Raw genomic sequence first — 15,235 nt, forward strand, 5'->3', positions numbered from 1 at the left:
CCAAGGAGAGAAGGGCAATCTGGTTAAGAGGGATTAAAAAAATAATGTTTAATGTTGTTTATGATTTATCGGACAAGACGGACGGGTCAGACGAGGCTGAAACCTGAGACCTGAAACCTGAAACCTATCCCCTGACCCCTGAAACCTATTTTACTTTGGTAAAATAAAGGGTTACTAAGCCGTTTTGGGTTTGCTCGCTGTAGGAAAGCTTGGTGTTATTTTCTGAAAACACAAGTGCCAACTCCTCTTTGTTTTGAGGATCGGTAACATTGTAATATTTATTGCCTTCTTTTACCCACTCGTAGGTATTGATAGTTTTTTTGCATTGCCCGCTTTGCTCAGGAACATTAAGATATAGTGTAAATCCAAAAGAACTAGCTACTACCTCTCCATTCAAGCATTCACCTTGCTTTACAGTAGCTTCTGTTTGTCCTACGGTAGCTTTAGTCATTTGCCAATATCCCACAAAAGGATCAAGAGAACTATAGTCTACCCCTTTTTTGTGAAGGACTTGTATTTCGTCCTGTTGTCGAGTATTTTTAAAGCGAAGGATAAGTTCCTTGTCCTTTATTTCATATTTTATAGAGGTTTTACCTCCTTTTCTTTCATTAGGTGAATCATCGGCAACCGTCATATCAAAAACGCCATTAGTAGCCGTATAATCGTAATATTTTGGAGTGTGTTTGCATTCAGAACCCTTTGAATAATACCATTCGTGCTTTATTTTTTTATCGGAAATAGACCAATAAGTTTTTTTAGCACAATTGCCAGGAATTGCCCAGCTTTTTCCATTACCATCGGGGTCATTATAAATGTTGTAAAGATACCAATCCCCGTTGAGCGAAGTGCTACCTCCGCCGTTGTCGTCGTCTTTCCCGCAAGAGGAAACGCATAATGCTGTGGCAACCAGTGCCGAAAAAATTAGTTTTTTCATATAATATTTGTATTATCCTCTCTCCCGTTCCCTCTCTCCCAAGGAGAGAGGGCAATCTGGTTAAGAGGGGTTAAAAAATAATGTTTAATATTGTTTGTGATTTATTATCAGACGAGGCAGAGGCGTCAGATAGGTCAGACCCCTGAGACCTGAGACCTGTCCCCTGAAACCTATCATCGGGACAAAGGTAATAAAAAATAGTTTAATATCCTAATTTAAGTGTATGGCAATAGATTTTCATAACCAAAAGTTTATACTTCTTTTTCTTTTTTATATCAGAAATCTTTCGTAATTTTACCGCGATTTTTTTTAATTCCTATTTCCTAATTTCTAACGACTAATAATAAATAATTATGACGAAATTTAGAACAGAATCAGACCTTATCGGCGATTTGCAAGTACCCGCCGATGCTTATTACGGTGTGCAAACCCAACGCGCTATCGAGAATTTCCGTATTACCGGCACTAAAATGGGAGACTACCCTGCTTTTGTGAAGGCTATTGGCTATGTGAAACTGGCTGCTGCTCAAACTAATCACGCTTTGGGATTATTGCCCGATACACTCCTCAAACCTATCAGTGAAGCTTGTAAAGAAGTGATTGCTGGGAAATTTGACAGTCAGTTTTTGGTGGATATGATTCAAGGGGGAGCGGGTACTTCGGTGAATATGAATGCCAATGAAGTGATTGCTAACCGTGCCTTGGAGCTTATGGGCTATGAAAAAGGCGATTATTTACACTGCTCACCTAACGACCACGTGAACCAATCACAATCTACTAATGATGCTTATCCTACCACCGTGAAATTGGCGGTGATTATGATGAATAAAACCCTTATTGAGAAATTGCAATTGCTCATCAAGGCTTTCCGCAAAAAAGGACAAGAGTTTGCCGATGTAATTAAAATGGGTCGTACCCAATTACAAGATGCAGTACCTATGACCCTCGGTCAAGAGTTTGAGGCTTTTGCAGCCAACTTAGAAGAGGAAATCGCTCGCTTGCAAAGCAATGCCAATCTTTTCTTGGAAATCAATATGGGAGGAACCGCTATCGGTACAGGGCTCAACGCTCCTAAAGGCTATGCCAAACTATGTGCTGAGAACTTAGCCAAACTCACTGGCGATGCTTTTGTAACGGCTGCGAACCTCGTAGAGGCTACTCCTGATACTGGTTCTTACGTGATTTACTCATCGGCATTGAAACGTATGGCGGTGAAACTCTCTAAAATTTGTAACGACTTGCGTTTGCTCTCTTCAGGACCTCGTGCAGGACTCAACGAAATCAATCTTCCTGCTATGCAACCAGGGTCGTCTATTATGCCAGGAAAAGTAAACCCTGTAATCCCCGAAGTGGTGAACCAAGTGTGCTACAAGGTGATAGGCAACGACCTTACTGTTACTTTTGCTGCTGAGGCTGGTCAGTTGCAATTGAATGTAATGGAGCCTGTGTTGTGCCAAAGCATTATAGAATCAATCGTATTCTTAGAACGCGCTATTGATACTTTGCGCACTAAATGCGTGGAAGGCATCACTGCCAACCGTGAGGTGTGCCTCAATATGGTGAAAAACAGCATTGGTATTGTAACAGCTCTCAACCCTCATATCGGTTATAAGAACAGTACCAAAATTGCCAAAGAAGCCTTACAAACAGGTAAATCAGTTTATGATTTGGTGTTAGCACACGGATTGCTCTCTAAAGAGAAATTAGACGAAGTGTTAGACCCTAAAAATATGCTACACAATTAGGAAATTTGGAAATTTGAAAATTAGTAAATTTGGAAATTAAAAGAGGTGGCTCATTGTTGGGCTGCCTCTTTAGTTTTATTGGGGCTGTCCGAAAAAGTTTTATTTATATGGGCGTTTGCAGCACATACCCAGCTATCGCTGGCTTTCCTACACAACATACTTCAAAAATTATTAATAATCAGAGTAATCAACTTTGCCAAAGGTGCGAGCCGCACAGGCAGAGAACTTTGGCAAAGTGTAGTGGCAAAATGTAGTGCCTATTCAATATACAAATACAACTGCAAGCGGGCGATGCGTTCTTTATCAAAACCTTCGATTTGCAAAAGGTCATCAAAAGATTTGATAGCACCGAGTTCTGAACGCAATCCTACAATCTTTTTACCTTCGCCGTATTTCACATAGGGTATTTTGCTCAGTTCATACATATTGAGCGCATTGATATTCTTTTTCTCTATCACGGGAGCGGTTTGTACCTCAAAACGTTCGGCTACACGCTGGTAGACCTCTTTGTCAAGTCCGTAGACCTCAGCTACTTGGTCGATATAGGTAAAGCCGTGTAGTTTGTCGCGGTATTTCAAAATACGGTTAGAAAACCCCTCACCTATGCCGTAGATTTTCATCAGCGCTTCGGCAGTAGCCGTGTTGATATCTTGTTTGGTAAAATGTTTAGAAGAGGAATACTCATAGTTATAAGCAGTTGTTTTGCGATTTTTCACCCAGTCGGGGAATTTGAAAGAAGGGGCTATTTTGGCGAGCACACTATCCGAAACACCCGTTACTTGCTGGAATTCTTGAGCAGAATTTACGTACCTATTCTGTGCGCGAAAGGCTTGCAAACGGTCGATTTGCTCTGGAGTGAGCCCCAGTTTGAAGCCTTTATAATCGGTGATGAAATTAGGGTTGAAGGGATAAATGGTATCCTTTTTAAGGGCAGTCACGAGTGCCCTTAGTGAATCCATTTCGCGGTAGCCCAACGCAGTTTCGACGGGAGTGAAAGTATGGTGGAATTCACAGTTGCGAAAGGCGAATTGCAGTGCGACGATAAGAACGAGGAGCAGTATAACTCCTCGGGTTTGTTGGCGGTTCATTGGTGTTAGGGGTTAGAGGCGTTGTTTTACTACTTCGTACAAGAAGACGGCACAAGCTACAGAAACGTTTAGCGAACTGATATCGCCTACCATTGGCAATTTGGCTTTGCTATCTACTACCTTCAACACAGCAGGCGATACACCTACATCTTCAGCGCCCATCACAATAGCAGTAGGCACGGTAAAATCTTCGGCGTATAGCAATTGGTTTGTTTTTTCGGTCGCAGCCACTACTCTGATGCCACTGCCTTGCAGGTAGTACACGGCATCTACGAGGTTTTCTACCTTGCAGATAGGCACGCGAAACACAGCTCCAGCCGAGGTTTTGACAGTATCGGCGGTGATGCTCACACTGCCACGTTTAGGAATGATAATCCCCGAAACGCCTGTACACTCTGCCGTGCGGATAATCGCCCCAAAATTGCGCACATCCGAGAGGTGGTCTAACACGAGAAAAAGCGGTGTAGCTCCACTTTCGGTAATCGAAATCACCAAATCCTCAAAATTGTGATAATCTACGGGGGAAAGGTTTGCTACTACCCCTTGGTGGTTTTTCTTGGTAAGGCGGTTGAGTTTCTCAATGGGCACATATTGCACGGGCACTTGGGCTGCTTGCAATAAGGGCATTAGTTCTTTATACAAGCCACCTTGTAAGCCTTTTTGCAAAAAGACTTTATCGATGGTTTTGCCTGCTTTGAGGGCTTCTATCAGGGCACGAATGCCGTATATTTGGGTTTCTTGTTCTTGCATATTATAGTACGACGGGCGTTTATTTTTATTATAGAGGGGACAAAAGTAAGAGATTTTGAGAAAGAAAACTAATCTTTAGAATTTAAAACTTCTAAACATCTACTTAAAACCTCTTGATTATTTACAATTACAACATTTAATTTCTTTCTTGCTCTTGTAATATTCTGATACAGCATACCTAACTTATCGTAGAAATACTTATTCTCGTTTCTTACTGATAATTCTTTTGTGCTGTTATAGGAAAAAGTATCGTCTATAACCACAGCAATATTATCAAATTCCTGCCCTAATACCCCGTGAGAATTTACTCTATCCGAAACATTATATTCTTCATATTCATATCTAACATTTCTTGAATTAGTAAAATTGATAATTTCCCATTCATTAACATTAAGGTTAGATAAATAGTTTTTCACTAAAGAATAATTCTTAAAAAAATTTATTTTTATATTTTTATATCTTATTTTCTCGAAATCTGGTCTATTATGAAAAATAGATTTTATAAAAACTAACAACTCCTCATTAGTCCTTATATTATTTGTTAATTTAAACTTTAAAGTGTTTGTTTTTTCATCTAAATAAGACTCAATACTATTGTTTATTTCATCTTTTTTTAGACATTGCTTAGGATCAAGAGAAAAAACACATTTACTTTTAATATTAAAAATAGATTTTATTATGTATTCTAATTGGTATAATCTTACTCTTTGAGCTTCATCTAACATAACAATAGAATATTTATCAAAATTAAACCCTTTCTGACCAAATGCTTCATTTGAAACATGTATATCTCTTATAGAAACAATATTCAATATCTTTTTTTCGTTTAGTTCTTGTTGTCCTTTATTCAAATTACCACAATGTATTACTAAAACTTTTTCTCCTTTTTCTGTTAATTCTCTTGCAATATCATATACAAGGAGTGTTTTTCCTGTCCCTGCTCCTCCCTTTATTGTAAAAAACAATTGCTCATCTTTGCTATCTTCTGGATTAATAATTCTATTTTTTATATCTTCTTGTTGTTTGGTTAAAAAGTATTCTTTATTTACAAATCTATCTGTTGAATTAAAAGGAGAAACTAAATAATTAGAAGGATCAAACAATCTTTCTAAATTTTCTATTTCCTCTACTTCTTGTATAGATAACAACTTAGATAATTCCTGAAAACTTGTAAGTATTAAATCATCATTTTCTAATTTATACAATTTATCTTCTTTTGCTACATAAGTAAAATGAAAAGTATCCTTTCCTAAAAAACCAAGATAATACTTATTTTGTTTTAATTGGTTTTTAATTCTTTCTTCTGTTGTAAATTCATTTTTTAATTCTACATTAATAACAGATTCTTTTCCTATTCTCAATATATCAAACTCTTTTGATATCTGAGGAATTGTAAAACCAAGATAGTATCTTTCTAATACTTTAACACTGGTAATATTAGGTCTAATTCCATCAAAAAAAGATTTCAAATCTTCCTTCTCCCGTTCTTTTAAACTTACTCCAAAAAAACTTAGATAATTATTAAATAATTCTTCTTTACCAAATGTATCATAAGCACTTATTATTGATGCTAAATTAACTTCTTTCATAGAATTTGATTTTTTCGGCAAAAATACTAAAAACTTCTTCCTTTTACAAATATAGTCAAACAAAAGTAGATTGTGAATAAGTATCATTTCAAAAACTTCCACCACTCCACTCCAAAGAATATCCAAAATACGACTAATATAAAGAGTGCTAAACCACTTATTGTAACATTGGTCTCTATCTTTTTCCAACCTCCATAAATCCCATAAACACTCATACTTAACTGCAAAAATGGCATTATAGAAGTCATAAAAGCTATAAGAATAAGAGGTATAGCGATGAAAAATAAGCCTTCAGGTAGTAGAAAAATACTTGCACATAAAATCAACATAAATAAAGCAACAGAGCTCATTTCAATCAAAAAACTTATACAGCTATGAGCTACATTCACTGAAGGGTGTTGCAGAATAAAAGGGCGTTGGGTTTTGGCATACTGCTCAGCTTTGGGTTGCTCGTCGATAGGTGTAAAATCGAGGTGTATTTTGTATTTAGGAATGGGGGTATTTACAAAGGTTTTTACTTCAGGAGTGAAGAAAATATTAGGATTAATCATTTTGAGGTCTTTGAGTAAACGCTGCATTGTATCACCGTCCAACACATTGTAACGCAAGTATTGTGGTGTTTTGCCTTTCACAGCAAATTCATAGTAAATACAATAAGTAATTGTGCCTCTATAGTAAGTCCCTTTTTCATAACATCGCACCGAGAGTATATCCTTTATTTTGATAGGTTTCATATTAGGGAGAGGAGCGCAAGTAGTCCTCAGCACGCCGTTTTCAATATGAACAGCGTGCTTGCAAAGCCCTAAAGAGAAGACTCTTAAAGCGGCACTAGCTTTGTATTTTCTTTCCATTTTTTATTTTTCTTAAAAGCCTACGAATTACACGAATTTTCACGTGACGGTGAATTATTTTGTAAATTCAGATACTTTCTCACACCTCAATAACAATCAATCAGTTTTCTGGTAATACCGCACCCAATCTATGTACATTTTTACGGGCTTTTTGAAGGGTTTTACATCTCCTACCCAACTGCCACCAAGTTGCATATCAATTAGCAGGTAGTAAGGTTCTTGTGTGAAAGGATATTGTCCTTCGGTTTCTTTTTCGGGTATACGTGGGTAAGTGAGTGAAAGACTATCGTTTACATAAAGACGTACCGCTTCCTTATCCCATTCTACAGCATATACATTGTAGTCAGTTGGGCGGATGGGGGCTGTTGCTGAGTGTTTGGGGTACTCCGTATTGCCTTTTTGAGTGTAGGGCGAATGTACGGTTTGGTATACAAAAGCATCGTTGTTGAGGCGCTCAAGAATATCAATCTCACCTCCTTTAGGCCATTTAATACTTTGGGGAAGCATCCAAATGGCAGGCCAAGAACCTTGTACGCCCTCTAACTTACAGCGCACTTCTATCCTCCCAAAAGTAAAATACATCTTGCCTTTGGTAAAAACACCTCCGGTAATGTACTGATTGGGGTCGGTTTTGCGGCGTGAGTTGGGTTTGCCTGACAAAATAAGGTTACCTTTTTTAATTTTAAACAGACTTTTGTGATCGCTCATTGTGTTGCACCAATCAACCTTTTCACAACGGGGGATTTTAGACCATACAGCCGTTGAAAAGATATCTTTACGATTAAAATCGTCTTCCCATACCAATTGCCACGCAGCTGAGGTTTGCGAATAAGTTTTGGCAATAGTAACTAAAACTATGAATAATAATACTTTTTTCATTCTATTTTTATTAAAAGCCAAAGAATTTCACCCTTTTGCTAAAAAAAATATATTAGAAGTTCTAAGAACAAAGCAAAAAACCAACAAAAACCACCTATATAAACGTATTTCAAAAGTTTTTGTTTTCCTTCATAAAGACCATAGAGAGCCATTCCTAAATGAAACATCACTATAGAAAAGGCAACTATTGAAAGTGTTATAAAAACCGATGAAATCCAGATACTTACCCCTTTAAATATTTGTCCCCACCAAATCCAAAATGGCATTATCACAAAAAAAGGGATTGCACCTAACAAAAGTGTCAGCCAAAGATGAGCAACTTCTTTTGAGGGATGTTGCAAGCGAAATTCCAAACTTACTTTTGCTTCGCGCTCTTCCTTATTTTTTTGGTCGATAGGTTTAAAATCAAAATGGATTTTATAGGGCTGAATAGGAGTATTGATAAACATCTGCAGTTCAGGAGGGTAATAAATCTTAGGGTTCAGTATTTTGAGGTCTTTTAGCAATTGTTGCATTTCATCGCCATCTAACACGTAGTAGACAATCAAGCGTGGTTTTTCGTTTTTTACAAAAAACTCGTAATAGGTAACTTCAAAAGTTCCTCCTTCATTGTCATAATGCTCTACTTCTCTATAACGTATAGTAGTAATATTCTCTATTTCCATTGGTTTAAAGCTAAATAAGGCATAAGTAGAGCGCATTCGCCCTGCCGCAATGCTAATCGCATCGCGACAAAGTCCTAAAGAGAGGACTCTTAAAACGGCACTGGCTTTATATCTTTTCAATTGACAATTGATAATTTACAAACATTTACTTTAGATTATAACTCCTAATGATCCAAATAACAACCCTAAAAAGAGACAAATAGCAGCTATGTAAAGGTTTTTCTTTATTTTTTGCCAGCCATCAGAAGAACCATATAAAGCTAAAGACAGCCCCATCCCCACATTAAAAAGAGGAAAAAAACTTGCTACCATTGGAGGAATGAACATAGAATTTGTTCTGCTTCCAAAACATTCTAATAAAACTTCCAAAACAATTGAATTCCCTATGAAAATAGGTGCCATAACTAAAATAATCATCAGCCAATTATGAGCTACATCCACTGAAGGGTGTTGCAGAATAAAAGGGCGTTGGGTTTTGGCATACTGCTTAGCTTGGGGTTGCTCGTCGATAGGTGTAAAATCAAAATGAATTTTATAGGGTTTAATATATGTATTCATAAATTCCCGTATTTCAACAGAGTACTCAACCTTAGGATTGAGCTGCCTTATATCTTTTAGTAGCTGTTGCATTTCTTTGGCATCGAGCAGATAAAACCTTAACAAACGATGTTTTTCACCTTTTACAACAAATTTATAATAGGTTTTATTTACATACCCTCCTTTTACCCTTACTCTTTTAGTATAACACTCTATATAAGTAATATCCTCTATTTTAATAGGTTTTATCCTAAACAGAAAACCACAAGTAGTACGCAACACCCCGTTTTTAATACTCACAGCGTGTTGAAAAATTCCTAAAGAGAGGACTCTTAAGGCGGTACTGGCTTTGTATTTTCTTTCCATTTTTTATTTTTATTAAAAGCCCACAGATTACACGAATTTGGGACTACATACTTCTTACCTCTTACCTCAACAAAACTCCCATTCTAATTGGTTTTTAGGATTTTCGGCTTCCCAATAGCGTTTCCACTGTTCTAAATCGGCGGTGATTTCGTGATAAACAGACAGTTTTTTCAAGGATCCACTGCGCATAAAAAGTATCTTTATCTTGCGATGCCCTACATCCGATGAAAATATATGCCACATCGTATCATTGATATGAGGCTCCTGACCGGTATGAATGAAAAAGGCATCGTTGAGTGCCTCTATAAAACCTATATAGGTTCTGCACTTACTGGCCTCTACCATCGCGATATATTCTTTTTCTTCTTCAAAAGGAAAATCTTTCATAATTATGTCAAACAAAAATAAATTGCGAATAAATCGTAGCCCCTGCCTGAAAAGTTTTATTGGTGTGAGCGTTTGCAAAACTTATTGGTGTGGGCGTTTGCAAAACGCCCCTACAACACTGACCCCCTGATACCTGAAACCTAAATCCTGAAACCTAACATCTTATACGCCTCATCGATATAGTCGTAGATGTCTTGAGGGTAGATAATTTCTTCGGAGGGTTTGGAGGCAGTGTGGTGTCCTAAGCGCACAATGATAACATCATCGGTGAGATTGGCAATCACATATTGCCCTAAGTGTCCGCGCATCATAAAGAAATGAATTCCTTTGTAGTCTAACAACCACCAGCCATAACCATACTGTGGACTCTCGGCAAAACGCGGTTGTACTGAGGTAGCAACAAAAGTGGAGTCTAACAACTGTTTGCCATTCCATTTGCCGTGGTCGCGATAGAGTTTCCCCAGACGGGCAAAATCACGTGCATTAGAGGCAATACAGCAATACGCTTTTTCCAATCCACTCTCCTCGCTATCCAATTGCCAAAGCGCATCACTCTCACAACCCATTGGTTGCCAAAGACTCTCGGTGAGGTATTGGGTAAGCGTTTTGCCCGTAGCTTTTTCTAAAACCATTCCTAATAGGAAAGTATTCCCGCTGAGGTATTTAAACGATTTCCCTGGGGGTGAAGTAATTTTTAAGTGCAACATCTTCTCGCGAAACTCCTTGTCAAAATAAGCGCGAGTAGTGATAGAGAAAGGGTTGTAGTACGACTCGTCCCAATCGAGACCCGATGCCATAGACGAGAGATCGCCTACAGTGAGTTGTGCGCCCAAACCTTCTTTGTATTCAGGAAAAAAATCACTCACTTTTTGGTCGAGACTCTTGATATACCCATCGGCAATAGCCCTCCCTAAAAGTGCTGACACATAGCTCTTCGCCATTGAAAACGAATTGCTCATACTTTTAGAATTGTAGTTATCAAAATACTGTTCGTGCCAAATGCTATCCCCTTTGATGATGAGAAAAGCCACAGTGCCGTATTTTTGATGTGCATTTTGCAGTTCGGGAGTTTCGGGAGTTTTGTTGTAATCCAAAGAAATCGCCCAAGGTTGAGCGGCGGAACTTTTGGCAATCGTACGATTGTCAAAATACGTATAATCATCGAGAAAAGTAGTGGTATGTCCTGTGCCATAGACCATTGCCACTGCTTTGAGGATATAGCCATAGCCCGTGAGGTAGAGCGTAGCTATCACTAAACACAAGAAGCAAAGCAAGCCTAATAAAAACTTTTTCATAGAGAAGCATTTTTGTTACTGCCGACAAAGATACTACATAATTAGCGAATTAACAAATCGGTAAATTTGTAAATTAGTGAATTAGCTAATTAGCAAATTGATAAATTATTCCTACCTTTGCCCACAAATAACAACTTTTCACTATTCTCTATTCACTTATGAAGACCTGCACTATAGAAAACAACACCATCACTCTAAACGGCTCAGTGCTTTTCACTGATAAAAGCGACTCATTTGCCGATTTCTCCAAAAAAGCCCTCAAAGCCCTGCAAATGGATTATCCTAAATTCTTCAAAATGGATAACCTCTGCAAGCTCGCTTTCTTAGCCAGCGAAGTTCTCTTACGTCCGTTTTCACAATCCGAGAAAAACGGTGTAGCCTTAGTATTTGCGAATCGCTCTGCCAGCCTCGACACCGACCGCAAACATCAGGCATCTATTGCCAATCCGCAAGAATATTACCCCAGTCCGGCGGTATTTGTTTACACCCTGCCCAACATCTGTTTAGGCGAGATAAGCATACGTCACCAACTGAAAACCGAAAACAGTTTTTTTGTATTCGATAGTTACAAGGAGGCACAACCCCTTTTAGAGCAATACAGCAACTCGCTTTTAGCTCAAGGCAAAGCCCAAAGTGTACTAATGGCGTGGGTAGAGTTCTTAGAGGGCGATTATAGAGCCATAGCAACTTTAATAGATTAGTAAAAATTGCTAATTGAAATTAATTTTATACATTTGCACTGTAAAAACTTAAAAAATTACATTCAATGAAAAAATTTTTATTACTCTTTTCAGTTTTTGCTCTTTTTGCTTGTAAAAAAGATAGCGACGACTCAATTCCAACCTCTGATTATGAACTGAGTGCTGACGGACTCACTTTAGTGAAGTGGAAAAATGAGAATACCTCTGTTCTTGATATGCAAGCCGATGGCACCCTTAGCAAGGTAAAAATTATTGGTGAAAAAGCTTTTTATGCTCATAAAAAGTTAGGCACTATCACTTTACCTAATGGTTTAACAAATATTGGCAAAGAGGCTTTTTATGCGACTAAAATCAATAGCATCACCATTCCTGCGGGAGTGCAAGTGATAGGCAAAGAAGCCTTTATGGGATCCCTTCTTACTACTGTTCAGTTTTCAGAAGGACTTATTACTATTGATGAGAACGCTTTCATTTCGTGTCAGATTCCAACTCTCAAATTCCCTGAAAGTCTACAAGCTATTGGTAGAGATGCTTTTCGTTATAACGATGCAATCGTTTCGGTTACTTTTCCTAAAAATATACAAAACATAGGAGTTTGTGCTTTCTATTCTTGTAGTAAACTCACTTCGGCTACTTTTAAAGGAGCTAATCCACCACGAACAAGTTTCCCTATTTTCAATAATGTAACCAACAAAATAGCACATATCTATGTGCCTAAAGGAAGACTCAGTGTTTATAAAAGTGATACTGAATTAAATTTCCAGAATCACTACGACAATGAGATTTCTGAAGAACCCTAAAATAGTTTTTTAGAACAAACTTAATAAAAGTGTTTATAAAAGTGATACTGAATTAAATCTCCAGAATCACTACGACAATGAGATTTCTGAAGAACCCTAAAATAGTTTTTTACAACAAACTTAATAAAGTAGAGATGAGTAATTCGTCTCTACTTTTTTTGTCGCTCAATCGGCTAATTCCCGAAATTTGCTAATTTGCTAATTCTTCACTATCTTTGCCTGAAAAAAACATTCTATGTATCACTATATTTTTTCTATTACAACTATATTATTTTTATCATTTACGACTTTAGGGTATACACAAAAATCCTTGGGTAAAACATACAAAAACACTGAAACATTCAACCTCAATGGAAAAGTAAAATATATGACCATATCGTCGTACAATCTTAGCAAAGATGGTAAAAACACACCTATTCTCGCAGCTAAAGAAGACTACTATTTCAATGAAGAAGGAAATGTTGTCAAAGAAAAATTCTATCGAAATGAAGAACTCATATTTGAACAAAACTTTTCTTTTGATAAAAAAGGGTACCCCATAAGTACTGAAGCAACCCTCTATAAAAAAGACGGAGATACTAAAATTATTAAAGGCATCTATACCAATGACACTTACGGAAATGTTATAAAAATTGCGTTCTATGAAGATAACAGCCTTAAGGATGTGATACATCAAAAAATAGACAACCAACAAAATACTACTACAATTAGTAAATATGATGCAGAAGGCAATCTTGAAGAGCGCCAAGAAAAAAACTACAACAGCAAAGGTGACATCATAGAAGAAAGAACCTACAATAGTAAAGGAGAAATTACAGCCAAATCCACTTACAGCTATCTCTCGGATAAAAAGTATGAAAAACTCACTTATATCCCTCGCTATATGAAAATTGAATATAAAGGAGTGATAGAATTAGACGCTCATAAAAATATCATCAAAGAAACCCAAGAAAGATACGACGGCAGCTGGATATTTGAACATACTTATACTTACGACAAACACCAAAACTACACTATTAAATCCTCAAAAGCATTTATTACTGAAAACAACAAAAAAGAAACCACAGGCGGAATTGAAAAACGCAGTATAGAGTATTACCAATAGCTAATTTGCTAATTTCCGAAATTTGCTAATTTGCTAATTCTTCACTATCTTTGCCCCCTGATATTAATATATTTATAATGGACGCACTTATTTTAGAACTCAAGAACAAAATTATTGAAGTACTCAACTTAGAAGAAGTAACCCCTGAGGATATCGATGAAAACGAGCCCCTTTTTGGCACTGGCTTAGCCCTCGACTCTATCGATGCTCTCGAACTTATTGTACTACTCGACAAGAATTACGGTATCCGCTTAGACGACCCTAAAAAAGGAAAAGAAATCTTCCAATCGGTGAAAACAATGGCTGATTACATCACCGCTCACCGCACTAAATAGCGATGCCGAAAAAAGTAGTCATCACGGGAATGGGTATCAACTCTTCGATAGGTAACACTGTCGGAGAGCATTTTTATGCCCTTACCCATCGCCAAGCAGGCATCAGCAGAATTGAAAATGTAGCAACCATTCACGCCGACCACATCAAGGTAGGCGAAATCAAACGCACGAACGCTGAGCTTATTACTGCTTTGCGATTACCCGAAGTGAACGCCTATTCACGCACCTCTCTCTTGGGGATTATCGCCTTACAAGAAGCGATTGCCAATGCTGGTCTTACCCAAAAAGACCTCTCTCTCTGCGGACTCATTATGGCATCTACTGTTGGAGGTATGGATATGACCGAAAACTATTTCTTCCGCTACGGCGATGAAGAACCCCTACGACGCTATATTACTACTCACAACATAGGTGAGGTAACTCACCAAATCACCGATTATGTAGGCATAAAAGGCGTTGTAAGTAGCGTGAGCACTGCCTGCTCTTCTTCGGCGAATGCCATCATAACAGCTATCAACCTACTTCGTACAGGCAGAGCCAACTGTCTCATTGCCGGTGGTGCCGATGCGCTCTCTAAATTCACTATCAACGGCTTTAATACCCTGATGATTCTCTCGGATACTGACTGCACTCCTTTCGACCAACATCGCAAGGGCTTAAACTTAGGGGAAGCAGGTGCTTTTTTGGTATTGGAAACTGAAGAAAATGCCCTACAACGCGGGGCTACTATATTAGCAGAAATCAAAGGGTGGGGCAATGCCAATGATGCTTATCACCAAACAGCCTCTTCAGCCGATGGTGAAGGTGCGTTTTTAGCAATGCAAAAAGCCCTACAAATAGCAGGATTAATACCTGCTGATATTGATTATATCAATGCACACGGCACTGCTACCGTAAACAACGATCTCTCCGAAAGTCGCGCCTTAATGCGTATCTTTGGTGAGCACGTCCCCGATTTTAGTTCTACCAAAGCCTTTACGGGGCATACTTTGGCAGTAGCTTCGGCAGTAGAAGCGGTATTTAGCGTTTTAGCCTTGCAACACGGGGTGGTATTCCCTAATCTCAACTTCAGCACTCCAATGGAAGAAGTGCCTATCCGCCCACAAACCGAACTGAAATACAAACCTATACAGCACGTTCTTTCTAACTCCTTTGGTTTTGGAGGCAACTGCTCAACACTTATTTTAGGTAAGAGATAAGAGGTAAGA

Annotated in this window: 16 protein-coding genes; 6 read left to right on the forward strand and 10 right to left on the reverse strand. The window is 38.0% G+C overall.

Annotated features, from left to right (window positions below; translation table 11 throughout):
* Positions 1-145: 145 nt before the first annotated feature.
* Positions 146-934: a lipocalin-like domain-containing protein gene (locus CBG49_RS01115; RefSeq protein WP_088593013.1), complete on the reverse strand. Its 789-nt coding sequence runs from the start codon at positions 932-934 to the stop codon at positions 146-148.
* A gap of 353 nt (positions 935-1,287) precedes the next feature.
* Between CBG49_RS01115 and aspA the strand changes: the two genes are divergently transcribed.
* Entirely contained in the window at positions 1,288-2,679 is a 1,392-nt protein-coding gene (aspA, locus tag CBG49_RS01120; protein WP_009412738.1) for an aspartate ammonia-lyase, read from the forward strand.
* A gap of 257 nt (positions 2,680-2,936) precedes the next feature.
* On the opposite strand, the gene CBG49_RS01125 is transcribed toward aspA, so the two are convergent.
* The 9 genes from CBG49_RS01125 to CBG49_RS01165 all read right to left on the reverse strand — a co-directional run bounded on the left by CBG49_RS01125 (position 2,937) and on the right by CBG49_RS01165 (position 11,086).
* Positions 2,937-3,767, reverse strand: coding sequence for a helix-hairpin-helix domain-containing protein (locus CBG49_RS01125; RefSeq protein WP_088593014.1), 831 nt, complete (start codon positions 3,765-3,767; stop codon positions 2,937-2,939).
* Between the two features lie 12 nt (positions 3,768-3,779).
* Positions 3,780-4,517: a 23S rRNA (guanosine(2251)-2'-O)-methyltransferase RlmB gene (gene rlmB / locus CBG49_RS01130; protein ID WP_088593015.1), complete on the reverse strand. Its 738-nt coding sequence runs from the start codon at positions 4,515-4,517 to the stop codon at positions 3,780-3,782.
* Positions 4,518-4,585: 68 nt separating this feature from the next.
* Positions 4,586-6,106: an ATP-binding protein gene (locus tag CBG49_RS01135; protein ID WP_157668337.1), complete on the reverse strand. Its 1,521-nt coding sequence runs from the start codon at positions 6,104-6,106 to the stop codon at positions 4,586-4,588.
* An 83-nt stretch (positions 6,107-6,189) separates the two neighbouring features.
* On the reverse strand, positions 6,190-6,957 hold the full coding sequence (locus CBG49_RS01140) for a hypothetical protein (RefSeq protein ID WP_088593017.1): 768 nt from the start codon (positions 6,955-6,957) through the stop codon (positions 6,190-6,192).
* A 96-nt stretch (positions 6,958-7,053) separates the two neighbouring features.
* A complete protein-coding gene (locus CBG49_RS01145; protein ID WP_088593018.1) occupies positions 7,054-7,836 on the reverse strand; it encodes a glycoside hydrolase family 16 protein in 783 nt (260 codons plus the stop codon).
* A 38-nt stretch (positions 7,837-7,874) separates the two neighbouring features.
* Positions 7,875-8,621: a hypothetical protein gene (locus tag CBG49_RS01150; protein ID WP_157668338.1), complete on the reverse strand. Its 747-nt coding sequence runs from the start codon at positions 8,619-8,621 to the stop codon at positions 7,875-7,877.
* A 30-nt stretch (positions 8,622-8,651) separates the two neighbouring features.
* Positions 8,652-9,404 (reverse strand): hypothetical protein, encoded by a 753-nt coding sequence (locus tag CBG49_RS01155; RefSeq protein ID WP_088593020.1) that lies wholly within the window; start codon positions 9,402-9,404, stop codon positions 8,652-8,654.
* A 66-nt stretch (positions 9,405-9,470) separates the two neighbouring features.
* Positions 9,471-9,791, reverse strand: coding sequence for a hypothetical protein (locus CBG49_RS01160; protein WP_088593021.1), 321 nt, complete (start codon positions 9,789-9,791; stop codon positions 9,471-9,473).
* 140 nt (positions 9,792-9,931) lie between these two features.
* A complete protein-coding gene (locus CBG49_RS01165) occupies positions 9,932-11,086 on the reverse strand; it encodes a serine hydrolase domain-containing protein (RefSeq protein WP_088593022.1) in 1,155 nt (384 codons plus the stop codon).
* 158 nt (positions 11,087-11,244) lie between these two features.
* On the opposite strand from CBG49_RS01165, the gene CBG49_RS01170 reads away from it, so the two are divergent.
* From CBG49_RS01170 to CBG49_RS01190, 5 genes are all read left to right on the forward strand, one after another.
* Positions 11,245-11,787, forward strand: coding sequence for a 3-oxoacyl-ACP synthase (locus CBG49_RS01170; protein WP_088593023.1), 543 nt, complete (start codon positions 11,245-11,247; stop codon positions 11,785-11,787).
* Between the two features lie 65 nt (positions 11,788-11,852).
* A complete protein-coding gene (locus CBG49_RS01175; protein ID WP_088593024.1) occupies positions 11,853-12,587 on the forward strand; it encodes a leucine-rich repeat domain-containing protein in 735 nt (244 codons plus the stop codon).
* Between the two features lie 235 nt (positions 12,588-12,822).
* On the forward strand, positions 12,823-13,692 hold the full coding sequence (locus CBG49_RS01180; RefSeq protein WP_088593025.1) for a hypothetical protein: 870 nt from the start codon (positions 12,823-12,825) through the stop codon (positions 13,690-13,692).
* 77 nt (positions 13,693-13,769) lie between these two features.
* Positions 13,770-14,027 carry a phosphopantetheine-binding protein gene (locus CBG49_RS01185; RefSeq protein WP_002674344.1) on the forward strand — a complete coding sequence of 86 codons (258 nt, stop codon included), beginning with the start codon at positions 13,770-13,772 and terminating at the stop codon, positions 14,025-14,027.
* 2 nt (positions 14,028-14,029) lie between these two features.
* Positions 14,030-15,226 (forward strand): beta-ketoacyl-[acyl-carrier-protein] synthase family protein, encoded by a 1,197-nt coding sequence (locus tag CBG49_RS01190; protein ID WP_088593026.1) that lies wholly within the window; start codon positions 14,030-14,032, stop codon positions 15,224-15,226.
* Positions 15,227-15,235: the final 9 nt, after the last annotated feature.

This window comes from Capnocytophaga endodontalis (assembly GCF_002209445.1).
In the GTDB taxonomy this organism is placed as follows: Bacteria; Bacteroidota; Bacteroidia; order Flavobacteriales; family Flavobacteriaceae; genus Capnocytophaga; species Capnocytophaga periodontitidis.